Consider the following 23,649-nt stretch of genomic DNA (forward strand, 5'->3'; position numbering starts at 1 on the left):
GACGTGCCGCATGGAGCGACACGACCACCAGGGATGTTACGTATGGGACAAATGTGACTAGTGATTCGACACGCGTCAAATGTCGATCTTGATGTTTGGCGGGTTGGCCAGACGCAACGACACCGCAGAGCCTCTGTGCCCTGCGGTGCCGTTTCGCTACCTAGTTTGTGTGTGACCTATCCGGCCGGCGGAGCCGCCGCGGAGGCGGCTGCCGGGATGGCGCCCTTGATGAGGTCAACCGCCTGGGTGATGCCCAGCTGGTTCACGGCGCCCATCGCGTCGCTGATCAGGCTGCTGCCGCCACCGAGCCCGCTGCCGCCCCCGAGTGCGCTGGGGGTACCGAGGCCCGCCAGTGAGGGATCGGCAAGCGCCGGGTTGGTCAGTCCGGTGCCCAGGGCCGGGTTTGGCGTGATCGGGACTTCAGCGCCGGGGGAGGTCAGGCCCGCGGTCGATGCGGCCGGATCGGTGAGCGCCGGGTTCACGCCCGTCGGGCCGGTACCGGTGAGACTCGGGGTGCTGGCCGGAGCTGCCGGGTTGGTCAGTCCGGGGTTGGTCAGCGCCGGGTCGGTGAGACTCGGGGTGGTGGTAGCGCCCGGGCTGGTGAGTCCGGGGTTGGTCAGGGCCGGGTTGGTCAGCGACGACGAGGGGCTGGTGAGCCCGCCCGGAGTGGTGAGCCCACCGGGCGAGGTCAGCGCGGGGTTGGCGCCGCCAAGGCTGCCGAGCCCTCCGCCACCCAGGCCGGGGATGTTGAGACCGGACAGCCCGGGGATCTGCACGCCGAACTGGGACGTCATCTGTTGAACAGCGCCCATGACCTCACCGGGGAGGTCGGACACGATCGCGGCCTGCACGAATTCCTGCTGTGAGGGTGCGGGCGCGGCGGTCTGGGTCATGTTGGTCGCGAGGGCAATGGCAAACGGACTTGCGACGGCCAGCGCGGCGACCGAGCTCAAGGCTGTCGAAAGCCGGCGGCGGCGACGATTAGGCACGGAAGTCTCCTCAATATCGGGTCGATCACTTATGGTGTTCTGCGGTTTTGCGTGTTCTGTCACGGGTTTTCCCGCGGGTGTCGGATCGGTGGATCGGCACCGGAACCGACGCTTTCGATGGTAACCAGAGTTACTGGTGTGACTAATGGGACGAAACCAAATCGTGAGCCAATTGCGACCGGATCCGTACCTGCGAACCCGGGTACAGCCGTTCTTCACGGGGCGGATGTCGCTGTCAGGGGCTCGCGGTACCGGTCCAGTACCCTGACTGCACGTGACCGGAGAAAACCAGCAGTTCGACCTGATCGTTGTCGGATCCGGGTTTTTCGGCCTCACCATCGCTGAGCGCGCCGCGACCCAACTGAACAAGCGAGTCCTCGTCGTCGAGCGCCGTCATCACATCGGCGGTAACGCGTACTCCGAGCCCGAGCCTCAGACGGGTATCGAGGTACATAAGTACGGTGCGCACCTGTTCCATACCTCTAATAAGAGGGTCTGGGACTACGTGCGGCAGTTCACCGAGTTCACCGGATACCAGCATCGCGTCTTCGCGATGCACAACGGGCAGTCCTATCAGTTCCCGATGGGCCTGGGGCTGGTGTCGCAGTTCTTCGGCCGCTACTTCACGCCCGACGAGGCGCGGGCGCTGATTGCCGAGCAGGCCGCCGAAATTGCCACCGAAGACGCCACCAACCTCGAGGAAAAGGCGATATCACTCATCGGGCGCCCGCTGTACGAGGCGTTCGTGAAGGCGTACACCGCCAAGCAGTGGCAGACCGACCCCAAGGAGCTGCCCGCGGGCAACATCACCCGCCTGCCAGTGCGCTACACCTTCGACAACCGGTACTTCAACGACACCTACGAAGGCCTGCCGGTCGACGGGTACACGGCCTGGCTGCAGAACATGGCCGCCGACGACCGCATCGAGGTGCGCTTGGACACCGACTGGTTCCAGGTGCGCGACGATCTTCGCGCCGCGAACCCGTCGGCCCCGGTCGTGTACACCGGCCCGCTGGATCGCTACTTCGACTATGTCGACGGCCGATTGGGCTGGCGCACACTTGATTTCGAGGTTGAGGTGCTCGAGACCGGAGACTTCCAGGGCACCCCGGTGATGAACTACAACGACGCCGACGTGCCATTTACCCGGATCCACGAGTTCCGTCACTTCCATCCGGAACGGGCCTACCCGACGGATAAGACCGTCATCATGAGGGAATTCTCGCGGTTCGCCGAGGGGAATGACGAGCCGTACTACCCGATCAACACCGAGGCCGATCGGGCCACCCTGGCCGCCTACCGCGCCCGCGCCAAGCAGGAGACAGCTTCTTCGAAGGTGCTGTTCGGCGGACGGCTGGGTACCTATCAATATCTCGATATGCACATGGCGATCGCCAGTGCGCTGAGCATGTACGACAACGTGCTTGCGCCGCATCTGGCCGACGGTGCTCCCTTGTCCGGAGGTGACGAACAATGAGTGACATCCCATTCGGTCCCATCGATTCGACGGAATCGCATGCGGTGAGCCTGCTGTCCCGGGTGATTCTGCCCCGGCCGGGCGAGCCACTCGACGTGCGCAAGCTCTACATCGTCGAGTCCGAGACCAACGACCGGCGTGCGCACGCACCCACCCGCACCACGCTGGAGATCGGTGCGGAGTCTGAGGTCTCGTTCGCCACCTATTTCAACGCGTTCCCGGCAAGCTACTGGCGGCGCTGGTCGACGCTGGAGAACGTCGTGCTGCACATCGAGCTGTCCGGTGCCGGCCGCGTCGACGTGTACCGGACCAAGGCCACCGGTGCGCGAATTACGGTGGGCGGCACTCAGTTCAGCGGTGCGAGTGCGGTGATCGAATTCGAGATCGGTCTGGACGCGTTCGAAGACGGTGGCTGGATCTGGTTCGACATCACCACCGACACCGAGGTCGAGGTGCACAACGCGGGCTGGTACGCCCCGAGCGCCGCACCCGGCCGGGCTAGCATTGCCGTCGGCATACCCACCTTCAATCGGCCGAACGACTGCGTGAACGCGCTGAAGGCTCTTACCTCGGATCCTTTGGTGGACAAGGTGATCACCGCCGTCATCGTTCCCGACCAGGGCACCAAGAAGGTCAAGGACCACCCGGAATGGGCGGCTGCCTCCGGTCCGCTGGAGGGCCGGCTGCGGGTGCATGACCAGCCCAACCTCGGTGGTTCGGGCGGCTACAGCCGGGTCATGTACGAGGCGCTCAAGAACACCGACTGCGAGCAGATCCTCTACATGGATGACGATATCCGCATCGAGCCGGATTCGATCCTGCGGGCGCTGGCGCTGAGCCGTTTTGCCAAGTCCCCCATGCTCGTCGGTGGCCAGATGCTCAACTTGCAGGAGCCCTCGCACCTGCATGTGATGGGTGAGATGGTCAACCGTGACAACTTCATGTGGAGCAAAGCGCCGTTCGCCGAATACGACCACGATTTCGCCAAGTTCGCGCTAGACGACATCGAACAAGACCGCAGCAAGCTGCTGCACCGCCGCATCGACGTCGACTTCAACGGCTGGTGGATGTGCATGATCCCCCGCGCTGTCGCCGAGGAGCTGGGCCAACCGTTGCCGCTGTTCATCAAGTGGGACGACGTCGAGTACGGGCTTCGCGCCAATGAGCACGGCTACGGCACGGCATCGATGCCGGGCACCGCGATCTGGCATATGGCGTGGAGCGACAAGGACGATGCCATCGACTGGCAGGCCTACTTCCACCTGCGAAACCGGCTGGTGGTGGCTGCCCTGCACTGGGACAACCCGATCCGCGGTCTGCTTGCCAGCTCGCTGAAGGCCACCTTCAAACACCTGCTGTGCCTGGAGTACTCGACCGTGGCCATCCAGAACCGGGCCATCGACGACTTCCTGGCAGGTCCCGAGCATATCGCGTCGATCCTCGAGTCGGCGCTGCCCGACGTGCGCAAGATGCGTCAGCAGTTCCCGGACGCCGTCGTGCTCCCGACAGCCACCTCGCTGCCTTCGCCTTCCGGGCGCCGCAAGGTGCACAAGCCGCCGGTTTCCTTGCCCGCCATCGGATTACGACTCTCCCGTGGCGTGATTCATCAGCTGAAGAAGGAAAACCCCGAGCATCACGTGCGCCCGGAGCTGAACGTGGCGACCCAGGATGCCCGTTGGTTCCTGCTGTGCCGTGTCGACGGCGTCACCGTCACCACCGCCGACGGGCGTGGTGTGGTGTATCGCCAGCGCGATCGGGCCAAGATGTTCGAGCTGCTGCGCGCGTCGGCGCGTCGCCACCTGCAGCTGATGCGTAATTTCAACAAGATGCGCAAGACCTACCGCAACGCGCTGCCGACGCTGACCAGTAAAGAGCAGTGGGAGAACATCCTGGGCATCGGTAAGGACAATTCGGCGGCCCAGTCCGTGAATCCCGGGGTGAGTGCATGACCGGTCTGCTGCCGGGCGAGGTGACCGCGCCCCAGGGGGAGACCGCGGTTCTTGTCGCCGTGCAGTCGGCCCTCGCTGGTCGGCCCGGGGTGCTGAGCACCGCCCGCGGTCTGTCCCATTTCGGTGAGCACAGCATCGGCTGGGTGGCCGCGGCGCTGATCGGCGCCGCCATCAACAGGCGAGACAAGGCCCGTAGGCGCAGCTGGTTGGCCGCGGGTGCGGGCGCCTTTGGCGCCCACGCCGCGTCGGTGATCATCAAACGTGTGGTGCGCCGGCGTCGTCCCAGCCATGAGGCGGTGCGGGTGAACGTCGGTACCCCGAGCCGGTTGAGCTTCCCCTCCTCGCACGCGACCTCGACCGCGGCCGCCGCGGTGCTGTTGGCGCCGCTGACCGGATTGCCGTTGCCCGCGCTGCTGATTCCGCCGATGGCGTTGTCACGGTTGGTTCTTGGCGTGCACTACCCCACAGATGTGGCCGCCGGCGCTGCCTTGGGCGCGCTGATCGGCACGGCCGTTCGCCGGGCGGACTCGCGCCTGGCGCTCAAGGAGGAACAGGTATGAGCGAGGAGCCGGCACCCACCGCAGGCCCGCCCAAGAATCTCGTCTCGGGGATCATCAAGGCGGTACGCCCGCGTCAATGGGTGAAGAATGTCCTGGTTTTCGCGGCGCCTTTGGCGGCGCTCGGCGACATTTCGCCGCACGACTACCGGGGTATTTTCATCCGGGTCGCTATCGCCTTTGTTGCCTTCAGCATGGCGGCGTCGTCGATCTACCTGATCAACGACGCCCGCGATGTCGAGGCCGACCGGCAGCACCCCACCAAGCGGTTCCGGCCGATCGCCGCAGGGGTCTTGCCGATACCCGCCGCGTACGGGCTTGCGGTCGTGCTGGTTGCCGGGTCATTGGGCATTGCCTCTCGGGTCAGCCTGAACCTGGTCATCGTGATAGCGATCTATATCGCCATCCAGCTGGCCTACTGCTTTGGCCTCAAACATCAGCCGGTCATTGACATCTGCATCGTCTCATCGGCGTATCTCATTCGGGCGATCGCCGGTGGTGTGGCCGCCGGTGTGTATCTGTCGCAGTGGTTCCTGCTGATCATGGCCTTCGGGTCGCTCATGATGACCGCGGGTAAGCGTTATGCCGAATTGCAGATCGTCGAGAAGACCGGTGCCAAGATCCGTAAGTCGCTCGAGGGATACACATCCAGTTACCTGCGGTTCGTTTGGACGCTGTCGGCGACCGCGATCGTGGTCTGCTACGGGCTGTGGGCCTTCGAACGTGACCACCGCGCCGGATCCTGGTTTGTCGCATCGATGATCCCGTTCACCATCGCCATCCTGCGTTACGCGGTCGATGTCGACGGGGGCGAGGCGGGCGAGCCCGAGGAGATCGCTCTGGGGGACAGGGTGTTGCAATTCCTGTTCGTCGCATGGATCGGATCGCTCGGTGCGGCCTTCTACTTCTCCTGAACGGACCCGGGCGCTGGGCCCTAGCAATGGCCTGACCCGCTTCACAGTGTGGGTCAGCGTCCTCACCGTGACCCTGTTGTTCGGCTGGGGGGCCTGGCAGCGGCGCTGGATCGCGGATGACGGTCTCATCGTGCTGCGTACCGTGCGAAATCTGCTGGCGGGCAACGGCCCCGTCTTCAACAAGGGAGAACGGGTAGAGGCCAACACCTCCACGGTGTGGACCTACCTGACGTATCTGGGCGGCTGGGCCGGCGGAGGTATTCGCCTCGAGTACGTGGCGTTGGCTCTGTCGCTGGTGCTCAGCCTGGTCGGCGTCGCGCTGGCGATTCTGGGTACCGCCCGGCTCTACGCGCCGCTGCTTGCCGGGCGCGCCGCGCTCATGGTGCCCGCCGGAATGCTGGTGTACATCGCGATCCCGCCGGCCCGTGATTTCGCCACCTCCGGCCTGGAAAACGGTTTGGTACTGGCATATCTGGGCGGACTGTGGCTCATGATGGTGATCTGGGCGCAGGCCGTGCGCGCGCCCGTCACCCTTGATCGGCGCGGCGGCCCACATCAGCCGGTGGATCCACGGATCGTGCATGCCGACCGAAAAGATCAGAAAGACGTTCTCAGTAGACGATTCACGATAGGGCTGGCCTTCATGGCCGGGCTGAGCGTGCTGATCCGTCCGGAGCTGGCTCTCGTCGGGGGTGGCTTCTTGGTGATGATGCTGATCGCCGCCCGCGGGTTCACCAGCCGGGTGTACATCGTGGCGGCCGGCGGAGCGCTGCCCGTGCTGTACCAGATATTCCGGATGGGCTACTACGGCCTGTTGGTGCCGAGTACGGCGATCGCGAAGGACGCGTCGGGCTCCAAATGGGGGCAGGGCTTCGTCTACCTGCAAAACATGAACTCCCCGTATCTCATATGGGTGCCGGCGGTGCTGCTCATCGCCCTCGGCGTGGCCGCCTACCAGGCCCGTCGCGATCAATGGTGGGTGCGCCAGGTGGCCGCCCCGGGTTACGGGTGGCTGGCGCGGCTTGTCCAAAACCCCACCGCCGTAGTTATTTTCATGCTCGCCAGCGGATTCATCCAGGGCCTGTACTGGATACGCCAGGGTGGGGATTTCATGCATGCGCGTGTGCTGTTGACCCCGGTGTTCTGCATGCTGTTGCCTATCGCGGTGGTTCCGCTGGCAGCGCCGGACAGCGCGGCCTTTACGCCCAAGCAGGCTCGTCTGCTCACCGGGGCCACCATCGGACTTTTCGCGGGTATCGCCGGATGGGCATTGTGGGTGGCTAACTCGCCGGGAATGGGGGGTGACGGCACCAAGGTCACCTACAGCGGCATCGTCGACGAACGGCGCTTCTACGCACAGGCGACCGGCGTCGCGCATCCGCTGACCGCCGCGGACTACCTGAACTACCCGCGCATGCGCGCGGTGTTGGTGGCGATCGACAACACCCCGGATGGAGCGCTCCTATTGCCCTCGGGGAACTACGACCAGTGGGATGTGGTGCCGGCCATCCCGCCGCCACCCCCGATCCCGCACGACTACCGCGGGCCGCACGCGGTTCTGTTCACCAACTTGGGCATGCTCGGCATGAACCTGGGCCTGGATGTACGAATCGTGGACCAGATCGGGTTGGCCAATCCGCTGGCCGCGCACACCACGCGCATCACGGATGGACGCATCGGTCACGACAAGGATCTGTTCCCGGAGTGGATGATTGCCGACGGACCCTGGCTCAAGCGTTACCCGTACATCCCGCGGTATCTCAGCCAGGACTGGGTCGCCGAGGCCGTGGAGGCGCTCAAGTGTCCGCGGACCGAAGCGATGTTGGGTTCGATACGCCGGCCCCTCTCACCTCGGCTTTTCGTGTCGAACTTGCTGCACGCCGCCGAGTTCACCACCTACCGGTTCGACCGTGTGCCGCGTCTTGAGCTGGCCCGATGCGGTCTGCCGATGCCGAAGCTGGATACCCCCCCGTACACTGGGCTTCCGGCGACCGGTCCCTAGAGGAGCGTTCCCGTCCGGGTCCTCGACGTGATCGTGCATGCGGGCTTCTGTGTCCGAATCGAGATCCCAATTAGGTAACGCCGCGGCCCCGTCGTCGCGATACGAAGACGACCGTGTCAGACACTTCAGACGCAATGTTGCGTTACAGAAGTGACAGTTGTGACTTCCCCCAATGAAACGGATGGACCCCTGATGAGCGTGCGCGTGAGAGCCCGCCGCGTGCTGACGGCCCTGTTAGCGGCGTTTGTGATGCCCGTGGCAATGGCCGCGGGCTTGGCGGTCAACCCCGCCACCGCGCATGCTTTTTCGCGCGAGGGACTTCCGGTCGAATACCTGGACGTCTACTCCAATTCAATGGGACGCAACATCCGCGTCGAGTTCATGGGCGGGGGACCCAAGGCGGTTTACCTGCTTGACGGACTTCGCGCCCAAGACGACTTCAATGGCTGGGATATCAACACCGCGGCCTTCGAGTGGTTCTACCAATCGGGGATTTCGGTGGTCATGCCCGTGGGCGGCCAGTCGAGTTTCTACACCGACTGGTATTCGCCGTCGGCGCTCAATAAGCAGCCGTACACGTACAAGTGGGAAACGTTCCTCACTCAGGAATTGCCCGCCTACCTGGCCACCAATAAGCAAATATCGGCCACGGGTAATGGCGTGGTGGGACTCTCGATGAGTGGTGGCGCGGCATTGATCCTGGCCGCCTTTCACCCCGCGCAATTCAGATTCGCGGGCTCGCTTTCGGGGTTCCTCAATCCGTCGACCATCTTCATGACCAACGCGATCCGGGTCGCGATGCTCGACGCCGGTAGTTACAGCGTCGACAACATGTGGGGCCCGCCGTGGGATCCGGCGTGGCGGCGCAACGACCCCACTGTGCAGGTCCAGGCGTTGGTCGCGGCCGGGACTCGCCTCTACATCTACTGCGCTCCTGGTGGTTCGACACCCATCGACGAAAACGCCGATGCGGGTGTCGCCCTGAGCGCGAGCAGCTTGGAGTCGCTGGCCGTCAGCGGTAACAAGAGGTTCCAACAGGCGTATGCCGCAGCCGGCGGCAGCAACGCCACATTTGTCTTCCCCTCGTCCGGGAATCACTCCTGGCCGTATTGGGGACAGCAACTGCAGGCCCTCAAGGGTGATCTGATTGCCACGATCAATGGCTAGGGTCTCGGGGCACCTTGAGAAGGTCCGCAGGCGCACATAGTGATGGTGCTGCAGGTCCTTCAGATGTGGTTGACTACCGCGCGAGTATGCGATGGGCGTCCATCAAATCCCTTGACCTGCGCGTGGGAAATCGATTGAAACAGATGGGAAAACGAAGTAAATGAAGCTCTTTTCGAAGATGCGTGGTGCTACCGCGCGTCGGCTGGCTGTAGTTGCCACGGCCGCGGCCGTGCTGCCGGGTCTTGTCGGCGTCACCGGTGGTTCGGCGATTGCGGGCGCCTTCTCGCGTCCCGGGCTTCCGGTCGAGTACCTGCAGGTGCCGTCGGCGTCGATGGGCCGCGAGATCAAGGTTCAGTTCCAGCCCGGTGGCACCAAGGCTGTCTACCTGCTGGACGGTCTGCGTGCGCGCGACGACTTCAGCGGCTGGGACATCGAGACCACCGCGTTCGAGGACTACTACCAGTCCGGTATCTCCATGGTGATGCCCGTCGGCGGACAGTCCAGCTTCTACACGGACTGGTACAACCCGGCAAAGGGCAAGGATGGTGTCTGGACCTACAAGTGGGAGACCTTCACCACTCAGGAGCTCCCGGCGTACCTGGCTGCCAACAAGGGCATCTCGCAGACCGGTAACGCTGTGGTCGGTCTCTCGATGGGTGCCTCGGCCGCGCTGACCCTGTCGATCTACCACCCGCAGCTGTTCGTCTACGCCGGTGCGCTGTCGGGCTTCCTGAACCCGTCGGACATGAAGTTCCAGATCGGTATGGCCATGGGCGACGCCGGTGGCTTCAGCGCATCGGACATGTGGGGCCCGGACAGCGATCCGGCCTGGCAGCGCAACGACCCGTTCCTGAACATCCAGAAGATCATCGACAACGGCACGCGCCTGTGGATCTACTGCGGCACCGGTGACTCCACCGACCTGGACGCCACCCGCAACGGTTTCGAGAACTTCACCGGCGGCTTCCTTGAGGGTATGGCCATCGGTTCGAACAAGAAGTTCGTCGAGGCCTACACCGCGGCCGGTGGCAAGAACGCCCACGTGGAGTTTCCTCCGGGCGGTATCCACAACTGGACCTACTGGGGCCAGCAGTTGCGGGCCATGAAGTCTGACATGGTCGCCTACCTGCAGAGCCACTAGGCATAAGCAGTCAAAAGAGCGGTGGCCACCCTGTCTTTGGCAGGTGGCCACCGCTCTTTCGTCTTTTCGCCGGATTGTGTCTCAAGACCACATCGGTCCGGTTGCGGAGCACCAACAACCGTGACGGGATGTGTTGACAGCCGCCCTGATGTGGTTGACTACCTCGGGGACCCCACAGGATGTCTGTCGGCCTGACATGTAACGCCGACTGAAGCAGACGGGATACTGAGGTAATGAAGCTCTTTACACATATGCGTGGCGCGACTGCGCGTCGACTTGCGGCCGTGGCCGCCACTGCGGCTGTTCTACCAGGACTTATCGGCGTCGCCGGTGGTTCAGCGGTAGCGAATGCCTTCTCGCGTCCGGGTCTCCCTGTTGTAGACCTGCAGGTGCCGTCGGCCTCCATGGGCCGCGACATCAAGATCCAGTTCCAGGGAGGCGGCGCCAAGGCCCTCTACCTGCTGGACGGTCTGCGCGCACGCGACGACTTCAACGGCTGGGACATCGAGACCACTGCGTTCGAGGACTACTACCAGTCCGGTATCTCGCTGGTCATGCCCGTCGGTGGACAGTCCAGCTGGTACACCGACTGGTACCAGCCCGCCAAGGGCAAGGACGGCGTCTTCACCTACAAGTGGGAGACCTTCCTGACCCAGGAGCTCCCCGCGTACCTGGCCGCCAACAACGGTGTGTCCCGGACCGGTAACGCGGTCGTCGGCCTCTCGATGGGTGGCGCGTCCGCCATCACGCTGGCCAACTACCACCCGCAGCAGTTCATCTACGCCGGTGCGCTCTCGGGCTTCCTGAACCCCTCGGACATGAAGGGTCAGGTCGGTATGGCCATGGGTGACGCCGGTGGCTTCAGCGCCCAGGACATGTGGGGCCCGGACAGCGACCCGGCGTGGGTCCGCAACGACCCGTTCCTCAACATCGACAAGACGGTGGCCAACGGCACCCGGTTGTGGATCTACTGCGGTAGCGGTGACGCGACCGACCTGGACGCCACTCGCAACGGTTTTGAGAACTTCACCGGTGGCTTCCTCGAGGGCATGGCCATCGGCATCAACAAGAAGTACGTCGATGCCTACACCGCCGCCGGCGGCAAGAACGCCCACGTGGAGTTCCCTCCGGGTGGTCTGCACAACTGGACCTACTGGGGCAACCAGCTCCGTGCCATGAAGTCCGACATGGTGAGCTACCTCGGTAGCCACTAGTCGTCACTGACAATCGCAAAAGCGGCGGCCACTTCGGTGGTCGCCGCTTTTGTCGTTTCGGGGATCGCCGACGGCCACAATCGAGTAACGAATTCTGTGCTGTGACGATCATTTGCGCAGGTGCGGGTGGCATCGGTTCGGTAGCCTCGCTCGGGGCTCCCGGTACCGTGGAGCAAGCTGCGAGACCGCACGTCACGAACGGCCAGGAGACACATGCCCAAGACCTCGAGTAGTAAACGGCACCGGATTCTCGGTTTGGCGGCGGCGCTGGCCGTTGCCGTCGTCGTCATCCTGGTGATCGCGATCGTCGTGGTCATCGTCCGCAGGCCCGATGACGTCACGCCTCCGGCGGGGCAGGTGACGACGACACCACCGCTGACGCGTCCCGGCCAGAAGCCGCGGCCGGCCTTCCAGAGCGCCGACTGCCCCGATGTGCAGGCGCTCATCATCCCGGGTACCTGGGAGTCGTCACGCACCGACGATCCGCTCAACCCGACCGAGTTCCCGCGGTCACTGCTGCTGAACGTGTCCCGGCCGATCACCGAGAAGTTCGATAAGGCCCGGCTGGAAACGTGGACGGTGCCGTACACCGCCCAGTTCCACAACCCGTTCGCCAATGACAACCAGATGTCGTACAACGACAGCCGTAAGGAAGGCACCGACCGGGCGGTCAAGCAGCTCTCCGAAATGTACGACCGGTGCCCGCTCACCAGCTACGTTCTGATTGGTTTCTCGCAGGGTGCGGTGATCGCCGGTGACATCGCCAACCAGATCGGAAACGGCGAGGGACCCGTCGATCAGGACCTGGTGCTCGGCGTGACATTGATCGCAGACGGCCGCCGCCAGGACGGGGTCGGCCTGTCGCCAGGGCCCAACCCGCCCGGACAGGGCGCCGAAGTCACCCTGGGCGATCTGGGGGTGTTGGATTCCTTCGGTCTGAAGATGTCGGGGCCGCGTCCCGGCGGATTTGGTGAGCTCAACGATCGCACCAACCAGATCTGTGGAACCGGGGATCTCATCTGCGCGGCGCCGCCTGACGCCTTCAATATCTCCAACCTGGGTAAGACGCTGGACATTCTGTCCGGGGGCGCAGGTGCCCCGGTACACGCGCTGTACGCCACGCCGGAGTTTTGGCAGATCGACGGCCAGCCGGCGACGGTATGGACCACCAACTGGGCCGAGGGGCTCATCGAGAAGGCGCCCCACCCCAAGCACGGCTGACAAGTGTCGATGTCATCTTCGCAACAGGGCGCCGAGATATTTGGAGGGCGCGGTACGCTCGCCTAAGATTAAGAGAAAAATAAGACTGTAAGTCGTTCGTGAGGTTGAGTGATTTTGGCTGGCTGACGCTGACCGATAATCTCGTCGCGAATGGCCGCCTGAGCTGCCGTAGTACGCGATCGCCTCTCGGTAGGATCATCGAGGATTTGACGTTCGCGATGACGCGTGCTCGCGAATGCCTCAGGCCCGCGAAACGCGCATCATGCGCCGTCATAGGAGAGAAGCACACATGGCGTTCGACAACCCGTTCCTCGACTCGGCGGGCCACATCAAGTTCCCCGAGGACGGGAGCATCGTTGGCCACGTTGAGGGTTGGGCGGAGTCGCAGGGCGACAGCCTGGCCTACCGGTTCCTCGACTTCTCGACAGAGCGCGACGGTGCCTATATCGACATCACCTGGTCGCAGTTCGGCGCGCGCAACCGCGCCGTGGCGGCCCGCCTGCAGCAGGTGACCAAGCCGGGCGACCGTGTCGCCATCCTGGCCCCGCAGAGCCTCGACTACCTCGTCGCGCATTTCGGTGCGCTCTACGCCGGCGCGATCGCGGTGCCGTTGTTCGATCCCAGCGAGGCCGGCCATGCGGGCCGCCTGCACGCGGTCCTCGACGACTGCCAGCCGTCCGCGGTGCTCACCACGACCGACTGCGCCGAGGGCGTGCGCAAGTTCTTCCGGAATCGCCCGCCCAAGGAGCGTCCTCGCGTCATTGCCGTCGATGCGATTCCCAACGACGTGGGTTCGACCTGGGTTGAACCGGTGGCCACCAAGGACACCATCGCCTACCTGCAGTACACCTCCGGCTCGACCCGCGCGCCCGCCGGTGTGCAGATCACGCACCTCGGCCTTGCGACCAACCTGCTGCAGCTGATCGACGCGTTGTCGGCCAAGCAGGGGCAACAAAGCCATGAAGATCTACGCGGAACCACCTGGCTGCCGTTCTTCCATGACATGGGCTTGATCACGGTGATGGTGCCGTCGATGATCGGCCGGTACATGACGGTGATGAGCCCGGCGGCGTTTATCCGCCGCCCGCTGCGCTGGCTGCGGGAAATGGCCGTCAAGGGCGACGATCATGGTGGAACTTTCTCGGCGCTGCCCAACTTCGCTTTTGAGCATTGCGCATTGCGCGGTGTGCCCAAGGAGGGCGAGCCGCCGCTGGACCTGTCGAACGTGTACTCGATCATTAACGGTTCCGAACCGGTGTCCACGGCCTCGATCAAGAAGTTCTGCGACGCCTTCGAGCCATACGGCTTTGATCCCAGGGCGATTCACCCGTCCTACGGCATGGCCGAGGCCACTCTGTTCGTCACCTCGACCATTTGGAACACGGAGCGGGCGCGCGTGCTGCACGTGGACCGCACCGAACTCAACGCCGGTCGCATCGTGCAGGTGGAGCCGGGTGCCGAGAACTCGGTGACGCAGGTATCCAGCGGCCGGATGGCTCGGGACGAATGGGGCGTGATCGTCGACGGCGAGACCGCGTCGGAACTGCCCGACGGGCAGATCGGCGAGATCTGGTTGCACGGCAACAACATTGGGTCCGGCTACTGGGGCCGTCCGGAGGAGACCCGCGAAGCGTTCCACAACACGCTCAAGTCGCGGATCTCCGCGTCCCACGCCGAGGGCGTGCCCGATGACGCCAACTGGCTCAACACCGGCGACCTCGGAGTATGGGTCGACGGTGAGCTGTACATCACCGGCCGCGTCAAGGACCTCATCATCGTGGACGGACGTAACCACTACCCGCAGGATGTGGAGTTCACTGCGCAGGAGGCCAACAAGGCGCTGCGCCCGGGATATGTGGCCGCGTTCTCGGTGCCGGCCAACCAGTTGCCGCAGGTGGTCTTCGACAATCCGCATGCCGGTCTGAAGTACGACCCGGAGGATTCCTCGGAGCAGCTGGTCATCATCGGCGAGCGCAGCGTGGGCGCACATAAGTCGGACAACCAGGCGGTCGGCGACGATGTGCGCGCCGCCATCGCTGTGCGTCACGGTGTGACGGTGCGGGACGTGCTACTGGTGCCCGCCGGCTCGATTGCCCGGACCTCCAGCGGCAAGATCGCCCGCCGCGCGGCCCGGACCAGCTATCTGGACGGCAGCCTGCGCGGCGGATACCAGCAGACCGCATTCCCCGACGACCGGCAGTAACCGTTCACACACGGTCGTCCGTACGCAACACCCCGGAGAGGGCTCGAACATGACTGATACGCAACAGGATTCGACACCAGAGACCGAACCCGAGGCTCCAGAGGCAACGGATGGCGGTGCCGGTTCGGACGCGCCTCCCGCGGGCGGGACACCGCAGGGTGAGCTGACCATCCCGGAGATGCGCACGTGGCTGCGCGAGTGGATCGCCAAGGCCACCGGGGTGAGTCCCGACCGTGTTGACGAGTCGGCGCCCATGGTGGAGATGGGTCTGTCCTCGCGTGACGCGGTCGCGATGGCCGCCGATATCGAGGACCTCACCGGCGTAACGCTGACGGCCACCGTCGCCTTCCAGCACCCCACCATCGAGTCACTGGCCACCCGGATCATTGAGGGTGAACCGGAGCTGCCGGATGCCGGTGAAGAGGACTGGTCACGCGATCCCAATGTTGCCGCAGGCGAATTCGACATCGCGGTGATCGGTCTGTCGACGCGCCTGCCCGGCGATGTGAACTCACCGGCGCAGTTGTGGGAAGCGCTGCTGGAGGGTCGCGACGCCATCACCGATCTACCCGAGGGACGTTGGGAAGAGTTCACCGTCGAGCCGCGCATCGCCGAACGCGTTGCGCAGGCCAGCACCCGTGGTGGGTACCTGAAGGACATCAAGGGATTCGACGCCGAGTTCTTCACGCTGTCCAAGATGGAAGCCGACAACATGGATCCGCAGCAGCGGATCGCTCTCGAATTGACCTGGGAAGCACTGGAAAACGCCCGTATCCCGGCGTCCGCACTCAAGGGTCAGAGTGTCGGTGTCTACATCGGCAGCTCCAACAACGACTACAGCTATCTGTCGGTGGCCGACCCCACCGTCACGCACCCGTACGCCATCACCGGTAACGCGAGTTCAATTATCGCGAACCGGGTTTCGTACTTCTACGACTTCCGCGGGCCAAGCGTCGCCGTCGACACCGCATGTTCTTCGTCGCTGGTCGCGGTGCACCAGGGCGTCAAGGCCCTGCGGTGTGGCGAGGCCGACGTGGTGGTGGCCGGTGGTGTCAACGCGCTCATCACCCCGGTGGTAACGGTCGGATTCGATGAGGTCGGTGGCGTGCTCGCGCCGGACGGCCGCATCAAGTCGTTCTCGCAGGATGCCAACGGCTACAGCCGTTCCGAGGGTGGCGGCATGCTGATACTCAAGCGGCTCTCTGATGCGCGGCGCGACGGTGACCCGATCATGGCGATCATCGCCGGGTCCGCGGTCAATCACGATGGCCGGTCCAACGGTCTGCTCGCGCCCAACCCGGATGCTCAGGCAGAGGTACTGCGCAAGGCCTACAAGGACGCCGGTATCGATCCGCGCACCGTCGACGTCATCGAAGCGCATGGCACCGGCACCATCCTCGGCGATCCGATCGAGGCAGACGGCCTGGGCCGGGTGGTGGGTCGTGGCCGCGATGCCGACAAGCCCGCGCTACTGGGCTCGGCGAAGTCGAACTTCGGGCACCTGGAGTCCGCGGCCGGCGCCGCGAGCTTGTCGAAGATCGTGTTGGCCTTGCAGAACAACAAGGTTCCGCCGTCGATCAATTACACCGGCCCCAACCCGTACATCGACTTCGACGCGATCCGACTCAAGGTCGTCGATCAGGTTTCCGACTGGCCGCGCTACAGCGGCCACGCCATCGCGGGTGTCTCCGGTTTCGGATTCGGCGGCGCCAACGCCCACATCGTGGTGCGTGAGGTGCTGCCGATCGACCTGGTCGAACCGGCGGAGCCGTCCGAATCCGATGAGGACGCCGACGTCAATGGCAAACATGCTGCGGCAGAGGATGATACCGAGGGCAGCGGTGACGAGTCCGTTGCTACCCGCTTTGACGAGTATGGCGAGTTCCTGGGCGGGTACTCCGACGAGCCGGCAGAACTGCCCGGACTGACCGATGAGGCCAAGCGTCTCCGGGATGAGGCACTGGCGGCGCTATCGAATGAAGAGCCGGTGACTCCCGTTGTGCCGCTGTTCATCTCAGGCTTCCTTTCCTCGCGCAAGAAGGCCGCTGCGGCTGCCCTGGCCGACTGGATGGAAACCGAAGAGGGGCAGTCGTACTCGCTGGAGTCCATCGGCCGTTCGCTCTCACGTCGCAACCACGGCCGCTCGCGCGCGGTGGTGCTGGCACACGACCACGAAGAGGCCGTCAAGGGACTGCGTGCCGTCGCCGAGGGCAAGCAGAAGCCCTATGTGTACTCCGCCGACGGACCCGTCAGCAGTGGCCCGGTCTGGGTGATGGCGGGATTCGGTGCGCAGCACCGGAAGATGGGTAAGAGCCTCTACCTGCGTGATCCGCTCTTCGCCGAGTGGATCAACAAGGTCGACTCCTACGTGCAGGACGAGCGGGGCTACTCCGTCGTCGAGCTGATCCTCGACGATTCGCATGAGTACGGCATCGAAACCAGCAACATCGCCATCTATGCCATCCAGATCGGGTTGGGCGAGGTGCTCAAGGCGCACGGCGCCAAGCCCACCGCAGTGATCGGGCAGTCGCTGGGCGAGCCCGCCTCGGCCTACTTCGCGGGTGGCTTGTCACTGGCTGACGCCACCCGGGTCATCTGCTCGCGTGCTCACCTGATGGGTGAGGGCGAGGCGATGCTGTTCGGCGAGTACATCCGGCTGATGGCTTTGGTCGAGTACTCGGCCGATGAGCTGAAGACGGTGTTCTCCGATTTCCCGGACCTCGAGGTGTGCGTGTACGCAGCCCCGTCGCAGACCGTCATCGGCGGTCCGCCCGCGCAGATCGACGCGATCGTGGCGCGCTGCGAGGCCGAGGGCAAGTTCGCCCGCAAGCTGCAGACCAAGGGCGCCGGCCATACCTCCCAGATGGACCCGCTGCTCGGCGAGTTCGCCGCAGAGCTACAGGGCATCGAGCCGACGACTCCGACCGTCGGGATCTTCTCGACGGTGCACGAGGGCAACTATTTCCGCCCCGGCGGTGAGCCGCTGCACGATGTCGATTACTGGAAAAAGGGAATGCGGCATTCGGTCTACTTCACCCACGGCACCCGCAATGCCGTCGAAGCCGGCCACACCACTTTCCTGGAGCTGGCGCCGAATCCGGTGGCGCTCATGCAGGTTGGCCTCACCACCATGGCGTCCGGTCTGCCCGACGCGCAGCTGATCGCGACCCTCGCCCGCAAGGAGGACGAGGTCGAGTCCCTGGTCAAGACCATGGCGCAGCTGTACGTGCACGGCCACGCCCTGGATCCGCGGACACTGTTCGACAAGGCCGCCAAGTCGTCGGACTACGCGCCGATTCCCGCCACAGAATTCAAGCGCAAGCCGCACTGGCTGCCCGCTCACTTCAGCGCCGATGGGTCGACCCGCATCCCGGGCACGCACGTCTCGCTGCCTGATGGCAAGCATGTCTGGGAGTGGAGCCCGCGAGAGACTGCCGGGGTCGATTTCGCCGAGCTGGTGAAAACGGCGGCGACATCGGTTATTTCGGGTGCACAGCTCACCGCCTTTGAGCAGCGGGCCATCCCGGGCGAGGGATCCACGCTGGTGACCACGCTGTCGCGGCACCCGGGTGGTGCCACCGTGCAGGTACACGCCCGCATCGGTGAGTCGTTCACGCTCGTCTACGACGCAGTGGTCTCCCGTGCCGGTCAGGGCGGCGCCTTGCCGTTCGCGACCGCCGCGGGTGTGGCCACCAACGGTTCGGCGACGGTGACGGCCGCCCCGGCACAAGCGGTCGCGGTCGTGGAAGACGAAGTGCCCGAAGAGATTCACGACAACCTGCTCTCCGGGGCGGGCGCGGGCGCCGACTTCAAGAAGTGGAGCAAGGAGTCCGGCGAACCGGTTATCGAGCGCCTGGCCGCGATCGTGTCGCTGGCCATGGGCTACGAGCCCGAGGACGTGCCGCGTGAGGTGCCGTTGATCGAGCTGGGTCTGGATTCGTTGATGGCGGTGCGTATCAAGAACCGCGTCGAATTCGACTTCGACCTGCCGCCCATTCAGCTGCAGGCCGTGCGCGATGCCAACCTGCTCGATGTCGAGCGACTGGTCATCTACGCGTTGGAGAACCCGGACGCCGTGCACGAGCTGCACGACTACCAGCAGACCGATGAGTTCAAGGAGGCCGCGCCGACAGGCGGCATGCTGTCGAAGGCCGATCTGGAGAAGGTGCTGGATGCGGTGCCGCAGCCGACGGAGCCAGAATCCTCCAACGAAACGGCCGACAGCGCTCCCGCCGCGGAGTCGGCCCTTTCGGCGGAGACGTCGGAATTGGCCAAGGCCGCCGCCGCGATGAACCAGGAGGCGATCGCCGAGGCACTCAACGCTGATGTGCCGCCGCGTGATGCGGCCGAACGCGTGGCCTTCGCCACGTGGGCCATCGTCACCGGTGAGTCGCCGGGCAGCATCTTCAATGCGCTGCCCAAGATCGATGACGCAACGGCAGAGAAACTCGCTGAACGCCTTTCGCAGCGTGCGGACGGGGAGATCGGTGCCGAGGAGGTCAAGCTAGCGCCGACCATCGAGGCACTCGGCGAGGTTGTCCGCAGCCGCCTGGAGGCCGGCAAGATCGACGGTTTCGTGCGGACGCTTGCACCCCGGCAGGAGGGTTCCGCCACGGTTCCCGTCTTCGTGTTCCACCCTGCGGGTGGTTCGACGGTGGTCTACGAGCCGCTGTTGAAGCGGCTGCCGGAGGGCACGCCGATGTTCGGCTTCGAACGTGTCGAAGGCACCATCGAGGAGCGGGCCGCCCAGTACGTGCCGAAGCTGCTGGAGTTGCACAAGGGCCCGTTCATCCTCGCCGGGTGGTCACTGGGTGCGGTACTGGCGTACGCCTGCGCGGTGGGTCTTAAGGAGGCCGGCGCCGAGGTCGCCTGGGTCGGCAATATCGATGGGGTGCGCCCCGGGACGCCGATCCTGACGACCACGGAGGAGACGCGCAAACGCTGGGATCGCTACGCGAAGTTCGCGGAGAAGACCTTCAACGTGCAGATCCCGGAGATCCCCTACGAGCAACTCGAGGAGCTTGACGACGAGGGGCAGGTGCGGTTCGTGCTGGAGGCCGTCAAGGCCGCCGGCGTGGAGATTCCGGGCGGCATCATCGAGCACCAGCGCACGTCCTACCTGGATCAACGGGCCATCGACACCTCGACGCCGGTGTCCTTCGACGGGCATATGACGCTGTACATGGCCGACCGGTATCACGATGACGCCATCACCTTCGAGCCCGCGTACGCGACGCGCCAGCCCGATGGTGGCTGGGGCGAGTTCGTCTCCGATCTTGAGGTGGTCCCGGTTGGCGGGGAGCACATCCAGATCATCGACGAACCGTTCATCGCTAAGGTCGGTGCTCATATGAGTCAGGCATTGCGTTCCATCAATGCGAAGAACCAGGAAGGCTAGACGTGTCACCACATACAACTGCGGAGAAGGTCGCCGACCTGCGTGAGCGGATTGCCCGCACACAAGAGCCGGGTGACGCCAAGGCCATCGCCAAGCGTGATGCCAAGGGCATCCCGAGTGCGCGTGCCCGCATCCACGCACTGCTCGACAAGGGCAGCTTCCTGGAGCTCGGCGCATTTGGGCGTACCCCAGGTGATCCGAATGCCCCGTACACCGACGGTGTGGTGACCGGATTGGGCCGCATCGACGACCGTCCGGTGGCAGTCTTCTCGCACGATCAGACGGTGTATCAGGGAAGCGTGGGCGAGATGTTCGGCCGCAAGGTCGCCAAGCTCATGGAGTGGGCGGCGACCAACGGCTGCCCGGTGATCGGTATCAACGACTCGGCGGGCGCCCGCATTCAAGACACCGCCACCTCGTTGGCCTGGTACGCCGAGCTGGGGCGTCGTCACGAGATGCTGCGTGGCATGGTTCCGGAGATCTCGTTGATCTTCGGCAAGTGTGCCGGCGGTGCGGTGTATTCGCCGATCCAGACCGACCTCGTGGTCGCGGTGCGCGATCAGGGCTACATGTTCATCACGGGCCCCGACGTCATCAAGGACGTCACCGGCGAGGACGTCACATTCGACGAACTCGGCGGCGCGGATGTGCAGGCTCAGCGTGGCAACATTCACAAGGTGGTCGAGGACGAGGCGGCCGCGTACCAGTACGTGCGCGACTACCTCAGTTTCTTGCCTTCCAATACGTTCGACTATCCGCCGATCGTGAATCCGGGCCTGGAGCCCGAGATCACCGAGGACGATCTGTACCTCGACACGATCATCCCGGATGCCGATAACCAGGGCTACGACATGCACGAGGTTCTGCTGCGGATCTTCGACGACGGTGACGTCTTCGAAATCGCCGACCAGCGCAGCCCCTCCATGATCACCGCGTTCGCCCGTGTCGATGGAAGCCCGGTCGGCGTCATCGCCAACCAGCCGATGCACATGTCGGGAGCGGTGGGCAACGAGGCCTCCGACAAGGCGGCCGGTTTCATCCGGTTCTGTGACTCGTTCAATCTGCCCTTGGTGTTCGTTGTCGACACCCCGGGCGCCATGCCGGGTGTGGAGGAAGAGACGAACGGCGTCATCAAGCGCGGCGGCAGGTTCTTCAATGCCGTGGTGGAGGCCGATGTGCCCAAGGTGACCATCATTACCCGCAAGGCCTATGGCGGCGGGTACGCGGTCATGGGTTCCAAGCAACTCTCAGCCGACCTGAACTTCGCCTGGCCCACAGCGCGTATCGCGGTGATCGGCGCCGAGGGTGCCGCGCAGCTGCTGGTGAAGCGATTCCCCGATCCGACGGCTCCAGAGGTGCGGAAGATCCGACAGGACTTCATCGACGGGTACAACAAAAACCTGGCCACGCCGTGGATCGCTGCCGAGCGTGGCTACATCGACGGCGTCATCGAGCCGCATCAGACGCGGCTGCTATTGCGTCAGTCGCTGAAGCTGTTGCGGGACAAGCAGAATCTCGGCAAGGTGCAGCGCAAGCACGGTCTCACCCCGATCTAACGATTCATCACCAGAAGGCCCCCGCACGCGACGCGTGGCGGGGGCCTTCTGCTTGTACGGGTTTAGTCGCGCAGCACCAGGGCGCGGCTTCCCGCGTGCGCCCACACCATGGCGGCGGAGATCGAGAGCAGCATCGTCATCCAGGAAAACCAGGTGACGTCGATGCGCGGACCGGAGATGAAGCTGTCTTGGACTGCGGGCCAGTATGTCGGCATGAGGTGGACATAACCGAGTCCGAGGACGCTGGCGGTGCCCACCACCACGGTGGCCTCCGGGGCGTGCTTGCGGTGGCGCAGGATCATCGTCACCGCAATCGCGATCAGCACCGCGTGCGTGGCCGAGAGGTACGTGAGCGTGGGCGGTGCCGCCGCGATACCGCGGCGTAAGTGGTCGATGAGGTCCAGTGCCCAGCCGATGATGAAAGCAACGGTGGCGGCTCGCAAAAATCTGTCGGCGCGAGTGGTGAGCTCTGTCATCGCGACCTCCGTTGGTCTACTACAAGCGATAGTAGATACCTAACCTTTGCCGGGCAACATGTTTTCGCCCGAGCGGTACGGCTCTCCGTGGGGGTCGAGGCAGTGTGTGGAGGCCTCGGTGTCCTCATGGTCGACCTGCAACGTTGTGTGGTCGATGTCGTACTGCGTATGGAGTAACCCTTCGATGTCGCGCCGTATTCCATGGCAGTCCGCGTCGGGGGCCACCAAGATATGGGCGGACAGTGCGGGCTGGCCGGAGGTGATCTGCCAGATGTGCAGATCGTGCACTTCGGCGACGGATGGCAACGCTGCGAGCTGAGCGCCGATGGCGTCGGGATCCATGTTCGCCGGCGCGGCTTCCAGGAAGATGCGGCCCGATTCACGTACCAGACCCCATCCGGCCTTGAGCATGAGCGCGGCGACGACGAGGGCGGCAATGGCATCGGCCCGGGTGAACCCGGTGAGCCACACCACGGCACCGGCGACGGCGGTGGCGATGAAGGCGTACAGGTCGTTGAGGATGTGCTGGAAGGCGCCCTCGACATTGAGGCTGGACCGGTTGGCCTTGCTGATGCACCAGGTGGCTGCCACATTGACGGCGATACCCGCGAGCGCCGTGACGAATACGAGCAGCCCCGACACCTCTGGGGGAGTGATAAGGCGGCGGATGCCTTCGTAGATGAAGAAGGCGGCAAGCAGGAACAGGGTGACGCCATTGGCCTGTGCCGACAGGATTTCGGCGCGTTTGAGCCCGTAGGTGTAGCTGCCGCGAGCCGGGCGGGAGGCGAGTCGTATGGCAATGAGCGCCAACACGATCGATGCCGCGTCGGTCAGCATGTGCCCGGCATCGGAGATCAGCGCCAGCGACTGGGCGATCACACCGATGACGACCTCGATGGCCATGAATCCGCCGATCAGGATCAGGGCTATGGTCAGCCATTTCCGATCGGCGTCGGCACTCACGCCGTGGCTATGGGAGTGCCCGGCTCCGTGCTCGTGTGCGTCGGTGGACATGGCCACTTCCTCTCTCAAATTCATGCAAACATATGCATGCTAGCATGTGTCATGACAAACGTTCAGCCCTTGACCTGTCCCAAGTGTGAGTCGCAGATGCTGTCGACGAAATGGTTTGGTGTCCGCACGTTCCAATGCACGGGGTGCGCCGCCGTGCTGGTGGAGCAGGAGAGTCTGCAGCAGTTCGTGGACGGCGCCGCGCGCTTCGGCCCGTCGGCGCATATCGACCAGGCGCCCCCCGCGCAGCCGTATCCACCCGCCCCGCAACCGTATCCGCCCGCGCCGCCGCAGCAGGACTACCGCGGCGTCATGGGTGGACTATTCGGTGGAGGAGGCCACGGCTATCGGCGACGGGGCCACCACTAGTCCCC

General features: G+C 64.5%; 16 protein-coding genes. 13 read left to right on the forward strand and 3 right to left on the reverse strand.

Annotated features, from left to right (window positions below):
• Nucleotides 1-176: 176 nt before the first annotated feature.
• Nucleotides 177-989: a hypothetical protein gene (locus HBA99_RS00925; RefSeq protein WP_030096117.1), complete on the reverse strand. Its 813-nt coding sequence runs from the start codon at nucleotides 987-989 to the stop codon at nucleotides 177-179.
• Between the two features lie 274 nt (nucleotides 990-1,263).
• Between HBA99_RS00925 and glf the strand changes: the two genes are divergently transcribed.
• The 12 genes from glf to HBA99_RS00985 all read left to right on the forward strand — a co-directional run bounded on the left by glf (nucleotide 1,264) and on the right by HBA99_RS00985 (nucleotide 21,788).
• Complete coding sequence (gene glf, locus HBA99_RS00930) at nucleotides 1,264-2,466, forward strand: UDP-galactopyranose mutase (protein ID WP_070931791.1); 1,203 nt, start codon at nucleotides 1,264-1,266, stop codon at nucleotides 2,464-2,466.
• Nucleotides 2,463-4,415 (forward strand): glycosyltransferase, encoded by a 1,953-nt coding sequence (locus HBA99_RS00935; RefSeq protein WP_070951689.1) that lies wholly within the window; start codon nucleotides 2,463-2,465, stop codon nucleotides 4,413-4,415. Before glf ends, HBA99_RS00935 begins: the two co-directional genes overlap by 4 nt.
• Nucleotides 4,412-4,975 carry a phosphatase PAP2 family protein gene (locus tag HBA99_RS00940; protein ID WP_030096114.1) on the forward strand — a complete coding sequence of 188 codons (564 nt, stop codon included), beginning with the start codon at nucleotides 4,412-4,414 and terminating at the stop codon, nucleotides 4,973-4,975. The genes HBA99_RS00935 and HBA99_RS00940 overlap by 4 nt, the downstream gene beginning before the upstream one ends.
• Nucleotides 4,972-5,886: a decaprenyl-phosphate phosphoribosyltransferase gene (locus HBA99_RS00945; RefSeq protein ID WP_046252141.1), complete on the forward strand. Its 915-nt coding sequence runs from the start codon at nucleotides 4,972-4,974 to the stop codon at nucleotides 5,884-5,886. The genes HBA99_RS00940 and HBA99_RS00945 overlap by 4 nt, the downstream gene beginning before the upstream one ends.
• A gap of 13 nt (nucleotides 5,887-5,899) precedes the next feature.
• On the forward strand, nucleotides 5,900-7,888 hold the full coding sequence (gene aftB / locus HBA99_RS00950) for a terminal beta-(1->2)-arabinofuranosyltransferase (RefSeq protein WP_070952364.1): 1,989 nt from the start codon (nucleotides 5,900-5,902) through the stop codon (nucleotides 7,886-7,888).
• A gap of 192 nt (nucleotides 7,889-8,080) precedes the next feature.
• Nucleotides 8,081-9,055, forward strand: a complete 975-nt coding sequence (locus HBA99_RS00955) for an esterase family protein (protein WP_030096111.1) — start codon at nucleotides 8,081-8,083, stop codon at nucleotides 9,053-9,055.
• A 160-nt stretch (nucleotides 9,056-9,215) separates the two neighbouring features.
• Nucleotides 9,216-10,196 (forward strand): esterase family protein, encoded by a 981-nt coding sequence (locus HBA99_RS00960; protein ID WP_057965353.1) that lies wholly within the window; start codon nucleotides 9,216-9,218, stop codon nucleotides 10,194-10,196.
• Nucleotides 10,197-10,429: 233 nt separating this feature from the next.
• A complete protein-coding gene (locus tag HBA99_RS00965) occupies nucleotides 10,430-11,410 on the forward strand; it encodes an alpha/beta hydrolase (RefSeq protein ID WP_046252145.1) in 981 nt (326 codons plus the stop codon).
• Between the two features lie 213 nt (nucleotides 11,411-11,623).
• Nucleotides 11,624-12,631, forward strand: coding sequence for a carboxylesterase Culp6 (gene culp6, locus HBA99_RS00970; protein WP_070951688.1), 1,008 nt, complete (start codon nucleotides 11,624-11,626; stop codon nucleotides 12,629-12,631).
• A 289-nt stretch (nucleotides 12,632-12,920) separates the two neighbouring features.
• Entirely contained in the window at nucleotides 12,921-14,834 is a 1,914-nt protein-coding gene (gene fadD32, locus HBA99_RS00975) for a long-chain-fatty-acid--AMP ligase FadD32 (RefSeq protein ID WP_070931785.1), read from the forward strand.
• Between the two features lie 49 nt (nucleotides 14,835-14,883).
• Nucleotides 14,884-20,232 (forward strand): polyketide synthase Pks13, encoded by a 5,349-nt coding sequence (pks13, locus tag HBA99_RS00980; RefSeq protein ID WP_070951687.1) that lies wholly within the window; start codon nucleotides 14,884-14,886, stop codon nucleotides 20,230-20,232.
• Between the two features lie 2 nt (nucleotides 20,233-20,234).
• Nucleotides 20,235-21,788 (forward strand): acyl-CoA carboxylase subunit beta, encoded by a 1,554-nt coding sequence (locus HBA99_RS00985; RefSeq protein ID WP_057965349.1) that lies wholly within the window; start codon nucleotides 20,235-20,237, stop codon nucleotides 21,786-21,788.
• Nucleotides 21,789-21,850: 62 nt separating this feature from the next.
• Here the strand turns inward: HBA99_RS00985 and HBA99_RS00990 are convergent, their stop codons facing one another.
• Both HBA99_RS00990 and HBA99_RS00995 read right to left on the reverse strand, forming a co-directional pair.
• The gene (locus HBA99_RS00990) at nucleotides 21,851-22,264 is read right to left on the reverse strand and encodes a hypothetical protein (protein WP_064407550.1); all 414 of its coding nucleotides are present in this window, start codon (nucleotides 22,262-22,264) and stop codon (nucleotides 21,851-21,853) included.
• Nucleotides 22,265-22,303: 39 nt separating this feature from the next.
• Nucleotides 22,304-23,278 (reverse strand): cation diffusion facilitator family transporter, encoded by a 975-nt coding sequence (locus tag HBA99_RS00995; RefSeq protein WP_070951686.1) that lies wholly within the window; start codon nucleotides 23,276-23,278, stop codon nucleotides 22,304-22,306.
• Nucleotides 23,279-23,374: 96 nt separating this feature from the next.
• Between HBA99_RS00995 and HBA99_RS01000 the strand changes: the two genes are divergently transcribed.
• Nucleotides 23,375-23,644 carry a hypothetical protein gene (locus HBA99_RS01000; RefSeq protein ID WP_030096102.1) on the forward strand — a complete coding sequence of 90 codons (270 nt, stop codon included), beginning with the start codon at nucleotides 23,375-23,377 and terminating at the stop codon, nucleotides 23,642-23,644.
• Nucleotides 23,645-23,649: the final 5 nt, after the last annotated feature.

This window comes from Mycobacteroides chelonae (assembly GCF_016767715.1).
Taxonomy (GTDB): Bacteria; Actinomycetota; Actinomycetes; order Mycobacteriales; family Mycobacteriaceae; genus Mycobacterium; species Mycobacterium gwanakae.

What these genes read in the sequence shown, in the direction of transcription:
- HBA99_RS00940 (WP_030096114.1), top strand. Translation starts at nt 4,412, where the DNA reads ATGACCGGTCTGCTGCCGGGCGAGGTGACCGCGCCCCAGGGGGAGACC.
- HBA99_RS01000 (WP_030096102.1), top strand. Translation starts at nt 23,375, where the DNA reads ATGCTGTCGACGAAATGGTTTGGTGTCCGCACGTTCCAATGCACGGGG.
- fadD32 (WP_070931785.1), top strand. Translation starts at nt 12,921, where the DNA reads ATGGCGTTCGACAACCCGTTCCTCGACTCGGCGGGCCACATCAAGTTC.
- HBA99_RS00935 (WP_070951689.1), top strand. Translation starts at nt 2,463, where the DNA reads ATGAGTGACATCCCATTCGGTCCCATCGATTCGACGGAATCGCATGCG.
- HBA99_RS00960 (WP_057965353.1), top strand. Translation starts at nt 9,216, where the DNA reads ATGAAGCTCTTTTCGAAGATGCGTGGTGCTACCGCGCGTCGGCTGGCT.
- HBA99_RS00995 (WP_070951686.1), bottom strand. Translation starts at nt 23,278, where the DNA reads ATGTCCACCGACGCACACGAGCACGGAGCCGGGCACTCCCATAGCCAC.
- culp6 (WP_070951688.1), top strand. Translation starts at nt 11,624, where the DNA reads ATGCCCAAGACCTCGAGTAGTAAACGGCACCGGATTCTCGGTTTGGCG.
- HBA99_RS00945 (WP_046252141.1), top strand. Translation starts at nt 4,972, where the DNA reads ATGAGCGAGGAGCCGGCACCCACCGCAGGCCCGCCCAAGAATCTCGTC.
- HBA99_RS00990 (WP_064407550.1), bottom strand. Translation starts at nt 22,264, where the DNA reads ATGACAGAGCTCACCACTCGCGCCGACAGATTTTTGCGAGCCGCCACC.
- pks13 (WP_070951687.1), top strand. Translation starts at nt 14,884, where the DNA reads ATGACTGATACGCAACAGGATTCGACACCAGAGACCGAACCCGAGGCT.
- HBA99_RS00955 (WP_030096111.1), top strand. Translation starts at nt 8,081, where the DNA reads ATGAGCGTGCGCGTGAGAGCCCGCCGCGTGCTGACGGCCCTGTTAGCG.
- HBA99_RS00965 (WP_046252145.1), top strand. Translation starts at nt 10,430, where the DNA reads ATGAAGCTCTTTACACATATGCGTGGCGCGACTGCGCGTCGACTTGCG.